Origin of the sequence: Massilia sp. IC2-278 (genome assembly GCF_020708045.1) — a bacterium.
Classification (GTDB): domain Bacteria; phylum Pseudomonadota; class Gammaproteobacteria; order Burkholderiales; family Burkholderiaceae_D; genus Telluria.
Genome location: NZ_JAJFES010000002.1, coordinates 501,087 through 516,949, shown reverse-complemented (window position 1 = coordinate 516,949; position 15,863 = coordinate 501,087). Strand labels below are relative to the sequence as shown.

The window sequence follows — 15,863 nt, the reverse complement described above, 5'->3', positions numbered from 1 at the left end:
CCGCAAGCAGCCTGAATGGTGCTACGCTGGCGCGCTGGCCTGCGTTCTCGTTGCGCCCGGCGCCCCGATTCATACTCCACAGGGCCGATCAAGATGATGAAAACGAAACTCGCGCTGGCGGTCATGCTCGCCAGCCTCGCGCTGGCGCCCGCCAGCGCCAAGCAGACCAAGAGCGCCAAGCCGAAGGCGACGAAAGTAGTCAAATCCAAAGCGTCTTCCAAGGCCAAAGCGCCCGCCGCCAAGGGCAAATCGAAAGGCAAGGCCGTCGCAGCCGCTGCGGCGGCAACCGGTGCTTCGGTCGCAGCAGCCAAATCGACCGGCTCCGAAAAACGCCTCGACCGCCGCGCCGATTCTTACAGCATGCAGTACCTGACCGCGCTCTGGCGCGTCGATCCCGAAGGAGGCATCTCGGTCGGCAAGTTCGACGCCGCCGCGAATCTCACCATTCCCGACGACGCCACGCGCGCGAAAAAACTCGCCTTTGCCGGCGAGTGGCTGGAAAAATTCCGCAAGCTCGACCAGCGCCAGATGTCGCCGCGCCAGCGCACCGACGTCGCCCTCCTGATCAACAAGCTCGAGACCGACCGCTGGCGCCTGACCACGCTGCGCGAGTTCGAATGGAACCCGTCGCTGTACAACGTGGCCCAGCCGCTCGACCTGATCCTGAACACCGACTACGCGGCGAAACCGCAGCGCCTGCGCACCATCCTGAAGCGCCTGGCCGACGTGCCGGCCTACTACCAGGCGGCGCAGGCGACGATCAAGAACCCGACGCGCGAGCACACCCAGCTGGCGATCGCCCAGGCGCCGGGCACCCTGGCCGTGCTGGCCGACCTTGGCCAGGCGGCCCAGGAATCGATCCTGAACGCCCAGGAAAAGGCGATCTTCGCGCAGCGCATCGCGAATGCCGGCACTGCGGTGCTGGGCTACGTGGATTACCTGGAAAAGCTGGACAAGACCCTGGCGCAAAGCGGACAGGCGCGTCCGTTCAGGCTGGGCAAGGCGCTGTACGAACAGAAGTTCGCGCTCGAGATCCAGTCGGCCAGCAGCGCCGAGCAGACCTTCCGCAAGGCCCTGCGCACGCGCGAGGAACTGCTAGCGCGCATGGACACGATCTCGGATGAACTCTGGCCGCGCTACATGGCCGGTGTGAGCAAACCGAATGACCGCTTCAAGAAGATCGGCCTGCTGATCGACAAGCTCTCAGCACGCCACGTCGCGCGCGAAAACTTCCTGCCCGAGATCCGGCGCCAGATTCCGGAACTGCAGGACTGGGTGATCAAGCACGACCTGCTGACCCTCGACCCGAACAAGCCGCTGGAAGTGCGCGAAACGCCGATGTACCAGCGCGGCGTGGCCGGCGCCAGCATCGACGCGCCGGGCCCATACCGTCCGAAGGACCGCACCTACTACAACGTGACGCCGCTGGACGGCCTGTCGGCCGAGCAGGCCGAGAGCAGCCTGCGCGAGTACAACGAGTGGATCCTGCAGATCCTGAACATCCACGAAGCCATTCCCGGTCACTACGCCCAGCTGGTGCATGCGAACCGTTCGCCGTCGCTGGTGAAGTCCCTATTCGGGAACGGCGCCATGGTCGAAGGCTGGGCCGTGTACGGCGAGCGCATGATGCTCGAATCCGGCTACGGCGGCAACGCGCCGGAAATGTGGCTGATGTACTCGAAGTGGAACCTGCGCAGCGTGACCAACACCATCCTCGACTACTCGGTGCACGTGCTCGGCATGCGCCAGGAAGCGGCGATGGACCTGCTGGTGAACCAGGCCTTCCAGACGCGCCAGGAAGCAACCGAGAAGTGGCGCCGCGTGCAGCTGTCGTCGGTACAGCTGACCAGTTACTACAGCGGCTACAGCGAGATCATGGAACTGCGCGAGCAGCGCAAGCAGGCACTGGGCGACCGCTTCAACCAGAAGCAGTTCCACGACCAGTTCCTCAGCTATGGCAATGCGCCGGTGAAGATGATCGCGGAGTTGATGAAAGACTGAGCGATGATGGACTGAGCAAGACTGCATCGACACCGAACCGGGGCCACAGGCTCCGGTTTTTTTTTGCGCCTGTCCGCTACCAACTTCCCGTCAGGCGAAGTCCGGCACCTCGTAGCCGGCGCGCTGGCGCGCTTCGCGCAGTACGGCCTGCGGCGGCTTGCCGAGCGTGCGCACAAAGGCGCGCCGCATCCTTTCCTCGTCGCCGAAACCGGTTTGCGCCGCCACCCGCGCAATCGAGACGTGGCCGTCTTCCAGCATCGAACGTGCCGCTTCCAGGCGCAGCTTCTCGATGGCCTTGGCCGGCGAATGGCCCGTCTGGTCGCGGAACGCGCGGCTGAAGTGGCGCGGGCTCCAGTTGACGTGGCCGGCCAGCTGCTCCACCGACAGCGGCGTTTGCAGGTTCTGCTTCGCGTACAGCAGCGCGCTGCGGATACGGTCCGAGCCGCCATCCATTTCGGCCAGCGACGAAAACTGCGACTGGCCGCCGGTGCGGCGGTGGTACATCACCAGCTTGCGCGCTACCGTCCTGGCCAGTTCGCTGCCCAGGTCCGCCTCGACCAGGGCGATTGCCAGGTCGATGCAGGCCGTCATGCCGGCCGAGGTCCAGACCGGACCGTCGTTCACGAAGATCTTGTCGTCATCGAGAAGAATGCCGGGGTACTGCTTCCTGAGCTGGTTGCCGAGCGCCCAGTGCGTCGTCACGCGGCGGCCATCGAGCAGCCCGGCCTCGGCGGCAACAAAGGCGCCGGTGCACAGGCAGGCGGTACGGCGCGTCCGCGGCGCTGTACGGCGCAGGGCCGCCAGTAGTTCCGGCTCGGCCGGCGCCACCACCGTCGGCCCGGCGATCAAAAGGGTGTCGTAGACGCGCCGGCCGATCGGCGCCGTGTCCACCTGCACCCCGGCCGAGCTGCGCACCGGCCCGCCGCTGTGCGACACCGTCTCGACGGTATACGGCGCGCCGCCATGCTCGGCATTGGCCAGCTCGAAAGCCGTCAACGCGGCGAAGTCGAGCATCTGGAAACCGGGGAAGACGACGAGTGCGATACGTGCGGCCATGGCATGCCCGATGGAGTGGATGATGCGCCGATTCTAACGCGGAACATGGCCGTAATGCGATGTCTGGAAAAGAGGGAAAGATGTCATATCGGTCTTCGGCTTACGGGGCCATACTTCATCTCATCAACCCACCCCCACACAAGGAGATCGACATGAACACCACTTCCCCACGCGGTACCGCATTGATTACTGGCGCATCCTCAGGCATCGGCGCCATCTACGCGCAGCGCCTGGCCGAACGCGGCTACGATTTGATCCTGGTTGCCCGCAACGAAGAGCGCCTGCACGCCGTGGCCGACAAGGTACAGGCCGCCCATGGACGCCAGGTCACCGTGGTCCAGGCCGACCTGGGCCAGCGCGACGACCTGGCGCGGGTCGAAGCGATCCTGCGCGCCGACGCCTCGATCACGCTGCTGCTGAATAACGCCGGCTTTGGCGGCGTGACGCCGCTGCTCGACTCGGAGGTCGACCGCATGGAACAGATGATCGACATTAACGTGACCGCCCCCACCCGCCTTACCTATGCGGCGGCGCCCGGCTTCGTGGCGCGCGGCGCCGGCACGATCATCAACATCGCCTCGATCGTTGCAGTGGCGCCTGAAATCCTGAACGGCGTGTACGGCGCCAGCAAGGCCTACGTGCTGGCCCTGACCCAGTCCCTGCAGCATGAACTGGCGGACAAGGGCGTGCGGGTGCAGGCCGTCCTGCCGGGCGCCACCGCCACCGAGTTCTGGGACACCGCCGGCATGGCGTATTCGAACATGCCGCAGAACTGGGTCATGCACGCCAGCGACATGGTCGATGCCGCCCTTGCCGGCTTGGACCAGGGCGAAGTCGTCACCATCCCGCCGCTGCAGGACGGCGCCGACTGGACCCGTCACGAAGCCAGCCGCCAGGCACTGGCACAGCGCTTCTCGCACGCACAGCCCGGCGCACGTTACCTGGCCGCTGCCTGACGATCCTCCGCTTTCGGATCAAGGTCTTCAACGCGCCAATTGTGGCCATCGGATATGTCCTGCTTCGACGATCGGGGCAGGCCCGAACTGGCATCCGCACCCGGTTCATCCCTTACAAAATAGTAATAATTGGAGAGTATTGAGCGCTGTCCTCGCGCTTAAAATAACAGCACACCAAGATCGATACCACCACGGCGCATCTGCCGGACCATCACCGGGGAGCTTCATGAACACTGCATGGACCACGCGCGCCGCAGGCGCACTGCTCGTTTCGTTCGCATTGACTGGCGCCTATGCGCAGCCCGGCAAGATCGACCAGGAAGCGGAAATGAAAGCGGCCAGCGCGGCCGTGCAGGCGGCCATGCAGTCCGGTCCGGCCGAGATCCCGCTCGGCAAGCAGGCCCGCCTGAAACTCCCCGAGGGCTACGCCTTCATCCCCCAGCCGCAGGCCGACCAGCTGCTGAAAGCCATGGGCAACGGCGAAGACCCGAGCCGCCTCGGCGTGATCCTGCCGCCCGAAGGCGACAGCTTCGTCGTCCCGCGCTACATCGACGCCGGCTACATCAAGGACGACGAGGCGGCGGACTGGAATGCGGACGAACTACTCAGCGGCATCAAGGAAGGCACCGAGGAAGGCAACAAGGAGCGCCAGGCACGTGGTATGCCCGACATGGAAATCGTCGGCTGGAGCCAGAAGCCGACCTACGACAAGGCCACGCACCGCCTGGTGTGGGCCATCGAAAGCAAGGACAAGGGCGCCGGCAACGAAGAGCACGGCGTCAACTACAACACCTACGTGCTGGGCCGCGAAGGCTACCTGTCGATGAACCTGGTGTCCGGGCTGGATTCGCTGCCCCGCAACAAACCCTTCGTGCAGACCCTGCTGACCCAGACCAGCTTCAATACCGGCAAGACCTACGCCGACTTCAATGCCGGCACCGACAAGGTGGCGGAGTACGGGATCGCCGCGCTGGTGACCGGTGTCGCGGCCAAGAAGCTGGGGCTGTTCGCGGTGATCGCGGCCTTCTTGGCAAAATTTGCCAAGATTGCCCTGATCGCGGGCTTCGGGCTGGTGGCGGGGCTGGCCAAGTTCTTCAAGCGCAAGGATGCGTAAGCCCGTGACGCGCAGCCTGGTTGCCCTGCTCTGCGCATTCATCCTCCACGATGCATCGGCCTGCTATCGTCCCCTGCCCCAGCAGCTGATCGGCGTGGATGAACAGATCGCGCGGGCGAGGGATGTGACGGTGGCGATGGCCGTGAGCGCCACGCCTGCCGGAGAATCCGCAGTCGAGTACCGCTTCGTCGTGCAGCAGCGCCTGGCCGGACCGGAACAGGAAAGTTTCACGCTGATGGGCGGTCCGGCCACCGGCAACCACAAGGATACGAGCTTCGAGCACCACACCGCGCCGGTGTTCTGGAAGCACGGCGGCGGCCGGACCATCAACGAAAGCGACTGCATCATCGCGCCCAGCTTCGTGCTGGGCGAAAGCTACCTCGTGTTCCAGGGTTCGCAGGCAACGTGGCGCAGCTTCGAGAAGATCGAGATCGTGGATGGGAAGGTCGACGAGAACGACCAATGGCTGGCGTATGTGAAAGTGCGGCTGGCCACGCGGCCGGCTCTGGGAATGGGCGGCTGATCCCGGCAAGAACAAAACCCCACCGAGCAGCACATCAAGATCGCTACACCATCAGGGTTTCCATGAATAATGCATTGGTCTGTGGCCTTTCCAGCCGCCGCCCGATCGGTACCGATTACCAGTCCATGAATAACGCATCCCGATTTTCCGGCTTCTCCTCTCTTGTTCTGTCTGCCGCCATGGCATCGACCACGCTTCCCGGTTCCGCCCATGCCCAGGCATGCGACATGGGAACGACGACGCTGGTTCCCTTGAGCCTGGTCGGTTCCCATCAATACCCTGCCCTCCCTGTCACGATCGATGGCCAGAATGCGAACATGCTGCTCGAAACCGAAAGCCGTGTCACGCTGCTGCATCGTGCGCCACTCGAAAAGTTGGGCGTCAAGGTCAGGCGCTCGGAAACCACATATGCAGGCGTCGACATCATGGTTGCCCTGTTATCGCAATTGAATGCCGCCGGTATCGACGCCAAAGGATATTTTTCGGTCGTCGATTCGGATGACGATGCCGCAGGCAGTCTCGGCATGAGTCATTTCCTGCGCAAGGACCTGGACTTGTGGCTGGCCAATAAGGAAATGCGCGTCAGCCGCCCCAGCGGATGCCGCAAGGCGTTCCTCGCATCCTGGGATCCGCAAGCACATACCGTGGATTTCAAGCTCGACCCGTCGCTCAAGGATTTACGGCCCTGGTTCAAGGTACGCATCAATGGCACCGACGTGAGTGCGACGATTGCCACCGGCTCGCCCTATTCCTACCTCGACCTGCATACGGCGGCACGCCTGGGTATCCGTACGGATGCACCGGATGTGGCGCCCAGCGGCGAGATCATCAGCTGGCGGGATACACGCATGAAAGTCTGGCGTGCGCCGGTGTCGGATCTGTCGATCGGGAATTACAAAGTCCCGCAGGCCAGCCTGCGCGTTTTCGACATGAGCCTGTCGGGCGAGATGATGGTGCTCGGCCTCGACTTCCTGCGCAATCACCGTGTCCTGATATCGATGAGCCAACGCCGCATCTATATCAGCCATCTCGGCGGCGCTACGTTCTCGGAACCGGCAGTGCAAGAATAACGAACAGCGCATCGGCGTGGATAAGCAGGTCATGCAACCGGCTCAGGCGCCCATTGTCGTCCTGGTGCATGACGCGGGCAATTTGCCTGCACATTGATCACGCAGACAATCAGCCGCAGCAGCGGACCTGAAATCCGGTTACCTGAAATCCCATCTGCCGGTCTGTACCTTCCCCGTTCCGGAAAATGGACATGTCCGGGCTCACGAGATCCAGGCGGATAAACCCGGCAGCGCAATCCACGCTACCGGGACTGCCATCAGGTCTCGCTCAGGTGCCTGATCGGCGTGCCGACATACCCGCACACCACTACCACCAGCATCGCCACGCCCGCCCCGGCGAAGATCGCACCCAGCCCGACCACGCCCACCAGCCAGCCGCTCAGCGCCGCCGACAGCGGCGCCAGCCCCATGAACAGGAACATCAGCAGGGCCATCGCGCGGCCCAGCATGTCGAGGCTGATGCGCCGCTGCAGCCAGGACATCACCGCCACTTGCAGGTAGCCGCCGACGACACCCAGCGCCACCAGCAAGCCGACGCCCTGCCAGACGCCGGCCACGCCGGCCATGGCGATGAACAGCAGGCCGACCACGCCGTCGGCCACCAGCAGTGTGGTGCCGAAGTTGGCGATGCGCAGGCCCGGGCGTACGTTTGAGAGCAGCATCCCGGCCAGCATGCCGGCGCCATGCGCGGCCATCAGGCTGCCATAGGTGCCGGCTCCGCCCAGGCGCTCGGCCAGCAGCGGCATGGCGATCTGCAGCGGACCGGAAACGAACAGCGCCATCGCGCTCCAGTAGAGGAAGCAGGCGCGCAGCGTGGTGTCGTCCCAGCAGTAGCGCAGGCCGGCTTTCAGGCTGGCCAGCAGCGGCGGTTTGTTCGCGGCCGGGGGCGTCTGCGCCAAGGGACGCACGCGCGCCAGCGTGGCGGCCGACAGCAGGTAGCTGAGCGCATCGAGCAGCAGGGCGATGCCGAGGCCGCGCGCATCGGCGATGCCGCCACCGGCGTCGCCCGCATCTCCACCCGCGGCGATCACCACGCCCGCCAACAAGGGGCCGAGCAGCATCGCGACCTGGCGCATGCCCATCAGGATGCCGTTCGCTGGCGCCAGCAGCGCCGGTTCCAGCACGCCGGGCAGCAGCGCGCTGCCGGCCGGGTAGGCAAAGGCGCTGCACACGCCGATCGCCGCCGCCAGCACATACACCAGCGCCATGTCGACGCGCTGAGTCAGCACTAGCGCGCCGAGCAGGCCGATCAGGACGGCGTTGGCGTACTTGGTGAGCAGCAGGATGCGGCGTGGCGAGCTGCGGTCGACGATGGCGCCGCCGACCAGCATGAAGATGGCGCGCGGCGCGCCGATCGCGGCCAGCACGCCGCCCAGTGCCAGCGGGTCGCCGCTCAGTTTCAGTACCAGCCAGGGCAAGGCGATGAGCGTGAACTGGTCGCCCAGCAGGGAGATGACGCCGCCGCCGAACAGCCAGCGGAAGTTCGTGTTGCGCCACAGGGCGCCCGGGTTCGGATCGCGCTCAGACATGGCTGGTCTCCCGCGCGCTGGCTTCCTGCGCCTCGAGATGGGCCAGGCCGGCATCCAGGTAGGCGCGCAGCGGCGTGTCCCAGACGCTGCCCAGCACCAGCTGCGGATCGTTGGCCTGGGCGTGCAGGATGCGCGCCTTGACCTCGGGGTCGCTGCCGTAGCATTCGGCGAACAGCTGGCGCCAGCGCAGGCACAGCGCCTGCACTGCTGAATCGGCCGGTGCCGCGCCTGTATCCATCAGCGCGCCCAGGTCGCGGCACAGCGCCACCCACAGGCCGTTCGGGTGGCGTAGGAAGCGTTCGTGCATGCCTTCCAGCTGGGCCGGAGTCAGGTGGCGCGCGTACAAGGCGAGGCGGTAGTGGGCGGCGGCCTCGCCGACATATTCGAACAGCAGGTGGTCCATGCCGGCGGCGGCCTGCAGGTCCGGCTGGTCGCGGTAGAGGGCATCCATTTTGAGCATCAGCTGCGGGCTGCGCTTCAGGTGCGGGTCGACCAGCGCCATCCAGCGGCGTGCGCTGTCCTGAGCCTGCTCCGACTCGGGCGGCACCTTGGCGCGGATCAGGCCGTGGATATGCTCGGCCAGCGCCTTCCAGGCGCGTCCCTCGTCGGCGCGGCTGGCCTGCGCATGGGTGCGCCAACGCGCGGTTTCCTCCGGCGTCAGGTGCTTGTCGAAGATCGCCATCAGTTCCAGCGTGGTCAGCCATTCCTGCAAGTCCGGCTCGGCCGCCGTGACGAAATCTTCCTGCAGGCGCTGCAGGCGGTCGCGCAGCAGGGTCGCGTTCTCGATCTGGCTGTTCAGCTGGGCGATCTGCTGGGCGACGATAGCGCCGATATCCGCATTCTCGCCTGCCAGCAATGCCCCCGCCTCTTCCAGGCTGAGTCCCAGGCGACGCAGGGCCTGGATCTGGTGCAGGCGCGCGACGTCGTTGCGGTTGTACTGGCGGTAGCCATTCTCCGCGCGTCCGCTCGGGCGCAGCAGACCGATGGCATCGTAATGGTGCAAGGTGCGCACAGTCAGGCCGGTTTGCTTTGCCAGTTGGCCGATCTTCAACAGCATCGCGCTCTCCGTAATGTTGTCCTAATGCACATAACGATAAAGCCTGACGCCGCGTCAGGGTCAAGCATTTTTACAACGAGGGTCAGGTCTGACATTCGGACACAAGCTCAGCCGTATGAAAGGCCGAGCATGGAGCTACAGCAGAGGCCGTGTCCGAATGTCAGACCTGACCCCGGCTTTTACAGGCGGTATGATGTGGGTTTCATTGGACGACAACCAGCATGAGCACTGACGGACAGATCACGACCGACGCCATGGACGCCCTGCGCGCCCGCTTCGATGCGCAGTCGCGCAAGGCGCAGGTGTATTACGCGGTCATGCACGAGATGAAGGGGATACTCGGCAAGGACGAGGCGGCCAGCGCCTGGATGGATGCGCCATTGGAGGCCTTCGGCGGCCAGACGCCGGCGCAACTGGTGGCGGCCGGGCGCGAGCAGGAGGTGCTGGCGCATATTCGCGGCGGCGCACAGGCGAAGCCGGGCAAATAAGCGGGGGGACGTAAAAAAACCGGAGCGCGCTCCGGTTTTTTGTTGGCTGCTTCCCCCGCTTATGCCTCTTCCGGCGCCTGCGTCATGCGCACGAACATCGGCGCCACCAGCAGGCCCAGCTCGAACAGCAGGCACATCGGAATGGCCAGGGCCAGCTGGCTGACCACGTCCGGCGGCGTGACGATCGCCGCGATCACGAAGGCGCCGACGATCATGTAGGGGCGGATCGACTTCAGCTTCTCGATGCTGACAATCCCCATGCGCACCAGGATCACCACCACCACCGGCACCTCGAAGGTCGCGCCGAAAGCCAGGCACATCGACATCACGAAGTCGAGGTAGTTCTCGATGTCCGGCATCACCGCGATCGTCGAGGGCGCGAATTCGGCAATGAAGTGGAACACGCGGCCGAACACCAGGAAGTAGCAGAAAGCCACGCCGCCGATGAACAGCAGCGAGGACGAGATCACCAGCGGCAGCACCAGGCGCTTTTCGTGGGCGTACAGGCCGGGGGCGACAAAGGCCCAGATCTGGTAGAACACCCAGGGCAGCGCGATGATCAAGGCGACCATCAGCGTCACCTTCATCGGCACCAGGAAGGGCGAGACGACGCCAGTGGCGATCATCTTCGCACCCGGCGGCAGCGATTGCAGCATCGGCTCGGCGAGGAAATCGTAGACCTCCTTCGGCCCCGGCCAGATCATCAACGCGATGCAGACCAGCGCCACGCCGATAATGGCCTTGACCAGGCGGTCGCGCAGCTCGACGAGGTGGGAGATGAAGGTTTCTTCGACTGGCGCTTCTTGGGTCGTCATCTAGAAAAAGGAACTATTGGAGGATTTCACGCCAGGGCGGAACTTGCGCACGCGTGCGGCGCCCGACAGCACGCGGGTCTTGCCGCCGTGGCGGTGCTTGTACCAGGCGGGGATGGCCGACGAGCGCACCAGCTTCTTGCGCCGGAAATCGCGCGCCTTGCGTTCGAGGTCGTCGAGCGTGGCCGATGGCGCCGCCGGGGTGGCGATGGTCGGCTGGATATCGCCCTGCCAGGCCGACTTGACGTCGTTCACGGCGCCCGACATATGGTGCTCGACGTCGGACTGGAACTCGGCCGCGCTGTCCGCCACTTCCTTGTGCAGGTTGCGCAGTTCGTCGAGCTGGATCTCGCGGCTGACCTCGGATTTCACGTCCTGCAGGTAGCGCTGGGCGCGCCCGTACAGGGTGCCGGCCATGCGCGCCACCTTCGGCAGCTTTTCAGGGCCGATCACGATCAGCGCCACCACACCGATGATGGCGATCTTCGACAGTCCCAGGTCGATCATGGGGCGAGCGAATTACGAACGGTGTTTTTCGCGGGTTTCGACGTCGATCGTCGACTTGTCCGCCACCTGCTGCGTCGGGCTGGCAGGGTTGGCCGGATTGGCTGCGGATTTCTCTTCCTCGCCCTTCACGCCATCCTTGAAGCCTTTGACGGCCTTGCCGATGTCCGAACCAACATTGCCCAGTTTCTTGGTACCGAACAGCAGCACCACCACGACCAGCACGATTACCCAGTGCCAAATACTCATCGAACCCATGTTTATCTCCTTCGTGGGCGCATGCGCCCGAAATATCAGTGCAGTAAAGCGTACCGTGCCAGTATAAGCCATGCGGCCCTTCTTGACCCGGCCAAAAGAATATTGTCAAGGGCCAATACCACAGCGGCCCCGACTACCGACGCCGCCATGGGCCCGGCCGTTAATCGTACGGTGGGCACTCCGTGCCCACGCGGTTACGTGCGTGTGCGGTTGCCGCTGGCGGTGATGCATCGCCCGCCGGCTTCAAACCCGGCCACGCATGCGTCCGGTTTCATCGCATATGTTTCGAGCGATTAGTCACGGCCAACGGGTGCAAGCATGAACACGTAACCGCGTGGGCACGGAGTGCCCACCGTACGATTTCGGCCGCAGGCCGCAATCATTCGGCGTCGGTTATCTTCCTGTTACGTACCCAAACCACGCCACGGCCGTTCGCCGCCATACATGTGCAGGTGCAGGTGATACACCTCCTGCCCGCCGTTCGGACCGCTGTTGATCAGGGTCTTGAAGCCGCCGCTGCGCTGGCCGTTGGCATCCGTGGTCACGCCCACGCCCTGCTCCGCCGCCAGCCGTGGCGCCAGCGCCAGCATCTTGCCCAGCACCGCGGTGTGGTCGTCGGTCACGTCGGACAGGGTTGCCACGTGCACCTTCGGGATCACCAGCAAATGCACGGGCGCGGCCGGGTTGATGTCCTTGAAGGCCAGCACATCGTCGTCCTCGTACACCACGTTCGCCGGAATCTGCTTGGCGACGATCTTGCAGAAAATGCAGTTATCCATGTTGTCTCCTGATGGTCACCGCAACAATACACCGTGCGGCAATCCGGGCATAGTAAGGGGGAACGATGACGGCGCCATGACGAATCACGCGCAAACCGTTTTCAGATGTCCTTGCGCGACGCTTTTTCTTCCAGGCCGGACACGCCCTCGCGCCTTGCCAGTTCGTCCAGCACCTGCTGCGGATTCAAATCGAACTTTGCCAGCAGCAGCATCGAATGGAACCACAGGTCGGCCACTTCGTACACGATTTTCGACGTGTCGCCCGAGACGCGCGCGTCTTTCGCCGCCATCACGGTCTCGGTGGCTTCTTCGCCAATCTTTTTCAGGATGGCGTCGTCGCCTTTGGCGAACAGTTTGGCGGCATACGACGTTGCCGGGTCGCCGCCGTTCTCGGGCTTGCGGCCTTCGATGGTCGCGGCCACGCGGGCCAGGATCTCGCTCATGGGGTCTTCTTCGTATTCGTGTAAATCGTTTCCGGGTCCTGCAGCACAGGATCGGCCGCCTGCCAGTCTTCGCCATCGAACTTCTGGAAGAAGCAGGAATGGCGGCCGGTATGGCAGGCGATGCCGCCGGCCTGCTCGATCTTCAAAAGGATCACGTCCTCATCGCAATCGAGGCGCATTTCCAGCACTTTCTGCGTGTGGCCGGATTCCTCGCCCTTGTGCCACAGCTTCTTGCGCGAGCGGCTCCAGTAGACGGCTTCGCCCAGCTCCACCGTGCGCGCCAGGGCGTCGCGGTTCATCCAGGCGAACATCAAAATGTCGCCCGTGGCGGCTTCCTGGGCGATCACCGGCACCAGGCCGTTCTCGTCCCAGCGCACTTTTTTCAGCCACTTCGCGTTGGAAGCGGCAGTCATTGGCGTTGTCGTCATGCTCAATCCAGTCGCATTGGAATACCGCGTTCGGCCATGTAGCGCTTGGCCTCGCCGACCGTGTGCTGGCCGTAGTGGAAGATGGATGCCGCCAGCACCGCATCGGCATGCCCTTCGAGCACGCCGTCGGCCAGGTCTTTCAACCCACCGACACCGCCCGAGGCGATTACCGGAATGCCGACCGCATCCGACACCGCGCGCGTCAGGCCGAGATCGAAGCCGGACTTGGTGCCGTCGCGGTCCATGCTGGTCAGCAGCAGTTCGCCGGCGCCCAGTTCCTGCAGCTTGATCGCCCACTCCACCGCGTCCATCCCGGTGGCATTCCGGCCGCCGTGAGTAAACACTTCCCATTTGCCGGGCGCGGTCTGCTTGGCGTCGATCGCCACCACGATGCACTGCGAACCGTGCTTTTGCGAGGCGTCGAACACCAGCTGCGGATTCTGCACGGCCGAGGTGTTCATGCTCACCTTGTCGGCGCCGGCGTTCAGCAGGCGGCGCACGTCCTCGACCTTGCGCACGCCGCCACCGACGGTGAGCGGAATGAACACGGTCGACGCAACGGCTTCGATGATCGGCAGGATCAAATCGCGGCCGTCGCTCGACGCGGTGATGTCGAGGAAGGTGATTTCGTCGGCGCCTTGTCCGTCATAGCGGCGCGCGATTTCGACGGGGTCGCCGGCGTCGCGCAGCTCAGTGAAATTGACGCCCTTGACGACGCGCCCACCCGTCACGTCCAGGCAGGGGATGATACGTTTTGCCAGCATGGGGTTAAGCTTCTTCGCCCTCGGTCAGTTCGTCGGCGCGCGCCTGGGCCGATTCCAGGTCGAGCGTGCCTTCGTAGATCGAACGGCCGCAGATCACGCCTTCGATGCCTTCGTCCTGCACCGCGCACAGCGCTTCGACGTCGGCCAGGTTGTGCAGGCCGCCGGAGGCGATGATCGGGATGCGCACGGCCTGCGCCAGGCGCACGGTGGCTTCGATGTTCACGCCGCCCATCATGCCGTCGCGGCCGATGTCGGTGTAGATGATGGACTCGACGCCGTAGCCTTCGAATTTCTGCGCCAGGTCGATCACTTCGTGGCCGGACATCTTGCTCCAGCCGTCGGTGGCTACTTTACCGTCTTTCGCATCCAGGCCGACGATGATCGAGCCGGGGAAGGCGCCGCAGGCGTCGTGCAGGAAGCCCGGGTTCTTCACGGCCGCGGTGCCGACGATGATGTAGCTGATGCCGTCGTCGAGGTAGCGCTCGATGGTGTCGAGGTCGCGGATGCCGCCGCCCAGCTGCACCGGAATCTCTTCGATGCCGTTCTCTTCGGCGAACTCCTGGACAACTTGCAGGATCGACTTGATGGCCGGTTCGTTCTTTGGCTTACCCGCAAAGGCGCCGTTCAAATCGACCAGGTGCAGGCGGCGCGCGCCACGTTGAAGCCAATGCAGGGCCATTTCGGCGGGGTCTTCGGAGAAGACGGTGGCGAGGTCCATATCGCCTTGTTTCAGGCGAACGCAGTGACCGTCTTTCAGGTCGATGGCGGGGATCAGCAGCATGGTCGTGGTCGGTAAAGGAACGGAGGAAGTGAGCGGAAGAGTGAACGGATGTTCAAGGATTCCAGTGGATGAAATTGCGGTACAGGCGCAGGCCGGCGGCTGCGCTCTTCTCGGGGTGGAACTGGGTGGCGACGAGGTTATCGCGGGCGACGGCGCAGGTGTACAGGCCGCCGTAGTCGGTTTCGCCGATGGTGTCGCCCGCTTCGTCCGGCGCGACGTAGTAGCTGTGCACGAAATAGAAGTAGCTGCCGTCGGCCACGCCTTCCCACAGCGGGTGGGCGCGGGTCTGCTGCACGCGGTTCCAGCCCATTTGCGGGACCTTGAAGCGCGAGCCGTCGGCCTGGGTTTTCCCGTCCAACTGGAAGCGCACCACCTTGCCCGGCAACAGGCCCAGACCGGGCGTGCCGCCATTTTCTTCGCTCTCGTCGAACAGCATCTGCTCGCCCACGCACACGCCCATCACGGGGCGGGTAGCGACGGCGCGGCGCAGGGCATCCTCGGCGCCCGAGGCGCGCAAGCTGTCCATGCAATCGCGCATGGCGCCCTGCCCCGGCAGCACGATGCGGTCGGCCGCGTCGATGTCGGCGGCGCTATTCGATACCAGGATGTCGGCTTCCGGCGCGGCGGCGCGCAGGGCCTGCGCTACCGAGCGCAGGTTGCCGAGGCCATCGACCACTACGATCTTGTTCGCCATGGTGTTTACAGGCTGCCTTTGGTCGAAGGGATGATGCCGGCGGCGCGCTCGTCTAACGTGGTCGCCATGCGCAGCGCGCGGCCGAAGGCCTTGAAGACGGTTTCGCACTGGTGGTGGGCGTTCACACCGCGCAGGTTATCGATGTGCAGGGTCACGCCGGCGTGGTTCACGAAGCCGCGGAAGAATTCGCCGGTGAGATCGACGTCGAAGGTGCCGATCATGGCGCGCGTCCAGGGGATGTGCATTTCCAGGCCAGGGCGGCCGGAGAAGTCGATCACCACGCGCGACAGCGCCTCGTCCAGCGGCACGTAGGAGTGACCGTAGCGGGTCATGCCCTTCTTGTCGCCGACGGCCTTGGCGATTGCCATGCCGAGCGTGATGCCGGTGTCTTCGACGGTATGGTGGGCGTCGATGTGCAGGTCACCCACAGCCTCGACTTCCAGGTCGATCATGCCGTGGCGGGCGATCTGGTCCAGCATGTGGTCCAGGAAGGGCACGCCGGTGTTCAGTTTCTGGCGGCCGGTGCCGTCGAGATTGAGCGCGACGCGGATCTGCGTCTCGTTGGTGTTGCGGGTGATGTCTGCGGTGCGGGTCATGAAAAGGTGC

General features: G+C 64.6%; 19 protein-coding genes. 6 read left to right on the top strand and 13 right to left on the bottom strand.

Annotation, left to right across the window (positions count from 1 at the left end; translation table 11 throughout):
* Positions 1-93: 93 nt before the first annotated feature.
* Positions 94-2,001, top strand: coding sequence for a DUF885 domain-containing protein (locus LK540_RS07280; RefSeq protein WP_229436465.1), 1,908 nt, complete (start codon positions 94-96; stop codon positions 1,999-2,001).
* Between the two features lie 90 nt (positions 2,002-2,091).
* Here LK540_RS07280 and LK540_RS07275 read toward each other — a convergent pair whose 3' ends face one another.
* Entirely contained in the window at positions 2,092-3,057 is a 966-nt protein-coding gene (locus LK540_RS07275; RefSeq protein ID WP_229436464.1) for a GlxA family transcriptional regulator, read from the bottom strand.
* A gap of 152 nt (positions 3,058-3,209) precedes the next feature.
* Between LK540_RS07275 and LK540_RS07270 the strand changes: the two genes are divergently transcribed.
* The 4 genes from LK540_RS07270 (at position 3,210) to LK540_RS07255 (ending at position 6,720) form a co-directional block, all read left to right on the top strand.
* A complete protein-coding gene (locus tag LK540_RS07270) occupies positions 3,210-4,013 on the top strand; it encodes an SDR family oxidoreductase (RefSeq protein ID WP_229436463.1) in 804 nt (267 codons plus the stop codon).
* A 226-nt stretch (positions 4,014-4,239) separates the two neighbouring features.
* Entirely contained in the window at positions 4,240-5,127 is an 888-nt protein-coding gene (locus LK540_RS07265; RefSeq protein WP_229436462.1) for a DUF2167 domain-containing protein, read from the top strand.
* Complete coding sequence (locus LK540_RS07260; RefSeq protein ID WP_229436461.1) at positions 5,120-5,650, top strand: hypothetical protein; 531 nt, start codon at positions 5,120-5,122, stop codon at positions 5,648-5,650. Before LK540_RS07265 ends, LK540_RS07260 begins: the two co-directional genes overlap by 8 nt.
* A gap of 62 nt (positions 5,651-5,712) precedes the next feature.
* The gene (locus tag LK540_RS07255; protein WP_229436460.1) at positions 5,713-6,720 is read left to right on the top strand and encodes a retropepsin-like aspartic protease; all 1,008 of its coding nucleotides are present in this window, start codon (positions 5,713-5,715) and stop codon (positions 6,718-6,720) included.
* Between the two features lie 257 nt (positions 6,721-6,977).
* On the opposite strand, the gene LK540_RS07250 is transcribed toward LK540_RS07255, so the two are convergent.
* Positions 6,978-8,249 carry an MFS transporter gene (locus LK540_RS07250; protein WP_229436458.1) on the bottom strand — a complete coding sequence of 424 codons (1,272 nt, stop codon included), beginning with the start codon at positions 8,247-8,249 and terminating at the stop codon, positions 6,978-6,980.
* On the bottom strand, positions 8,242-9,306 hold the full coding sequence (locus LK540_RS07245) for a MerR family transcriptional regulator (RefSeq protein ID WP_229436456.1): 1,065 nt from the start codon (positions 9,304-9,306) through the stop codon (positions 8,242-8,244). The genes LK540_RS07250 and LK540_RS07245 overlap by 8 nt, the downstream gene beginning before the upstream one ends.
* Before the next feature lie 221 nt (positions 9,307-9,527).
* On the opposite strand from LK540_RS07245, the gene LK540_RS07240 reads away from it, so the two are divergent.
* Positions 9,528-9,794: an MbcA/ParS/Xre antitoxin family protein gene (locus LK540_RS07240; RefSeq protein WP_229436454.1), complete on the top strand. Its 267-nt coding sequence runs from the start codon at positions 9,528-9,530 to the stop codon at positions 9,792-9,794.
* Between the two features lie 59 nt (positions 9,795-9,853).
* On the opposite strand, the gene tatC is transcribed toward LK540_RS07240, so the two are convergent.
* The 10 genes from tatC to hisB form a co-directional block, all read right to left on the bottom strand.
* Complete coding sequence (gene tatC / locus LK540_RS07235; RefSeq protein WP_229436453.1) at positions 9,854-10,609, bottom strand: twin-arginine translocase subunit TatC; 756 nt, start codon at positions 10,607-10,609, stop codon at positions 9,854-9,856.
* The gene (gene tatB, locus LK540_RS07230; protein WP_229436452.1) at positions 10,610-11,113 is read right to left on the bottom strand and encodes a Sec-independent protein translocase protein TatB; all 504 of its coding nucleotides are present in this window, start codon (positions 11,111-11,113) and stop codon (positions 10,610-10,612) included.
* Between the two features lie 12 nt (positions 11,114-11,125).
* On the bottom strand, positions 11,126-11,368 hold the full coding sequence (gene tatA / locus LK540_RS07225; protein WP_229436451.1) for a Sec-independent protein translocase subunit TatA: 243 nt from the start codon (positions 11,366-11,368) through the stop codon (positions 11,126-11,128).
* A gap of 404 nt (positions 11,369-11,772) precedes the next feature.
* Positions 11,773-12,147, bottom strand: coding sequence for a histidine triad nucleotide-binding protein (locus LK540_RS07220; protein WP_229436450.1), 375 nt, complete (start codon positions 12,145-12,147; stop codon positions 11,773-11,775).
* Positions 12,148-12,248: 101 nt separating this feature from the next.
* On the bottom strand, positions 12,249-12,590 hold the full coding sequence (locus LK540_RS07215) for a phosphoribosyl-ATP diphosphatase (protein ID WP_229436449.1): 342 nt from the start codon (positions 12,588-12,590) through the stop codon (positions 12,249-12,251).
* Entirely contained in the window at positions 12,587-13,003 is a 417-nt protein-coding gene (gene hisI / locus LK540_RS07210) for a phosphoribosyl-AMP cyclohydrolase (RefSeq protein WP_229436447.1), read from the bottom strand. Before hisI ends, LK540_RS07215 begins: the two co-directional genes overlap by 4 nt.
* A gap of 17 nt (positions 13,004-13,020) precedes the next feature.
* Positions 13,021-13,782, bottom strand: coding sequence for an imidazole glycerol phosphate synthase subunit HisF (hisF, locus tag LK540_RS07205; RefSeq protein ID WP_229436445.1), 762 nt, complete (start codon positions 13,780-13,782; stop codon positions 13,021-13,023).
* Positions 13,783-13,786: 4 nt separating this feature from the next.
* The gene (gene hisA / locus LK540_RS07200) at positions 13,787-14,563 is read right to left on the bottom strand and encodes a 1-(5-phosphoribosyl)-5-[(5-phosphoribosylamino)methylideneamino]imidazole-4-carboxamide isomerase (RefSeq protein ID WP_229436444.1); all 777 of its coding nucleotides are present in this window, start codon (positions 14,561-14,563) and stop codon (positions 13,787-13,789) included.
* A 52-nt stretch (positions 14,564-14,615) separates the two neighbouring features.
* Positions 14,616-15,257, bottom strand: a complete 642-nt coding sequence (gene hisH / locus LK540_RS07195; RefSeq protein WP_229436442.1) for an imidazole glycerol phosphate synthase subunit HisH — start codon at positions 15,255-15,257, stop codon at positions 14,616-14,618.
* Between the two features lie 5 nt (positions 15,258-15,262).
* A complete protein-coding gene (gene hisB / locus LK540_RS07190; RefSeq protein ID WP_056341024.1) occupies positions 15,263-15,853 on the bottom strand; it encodes an imidazoleglycerol-phosphate dehydratase HisB in 591 nt (196 codons plus the stop codon).
* Positions 15,854-15,863: the final 10 nt, after the last annotated feature.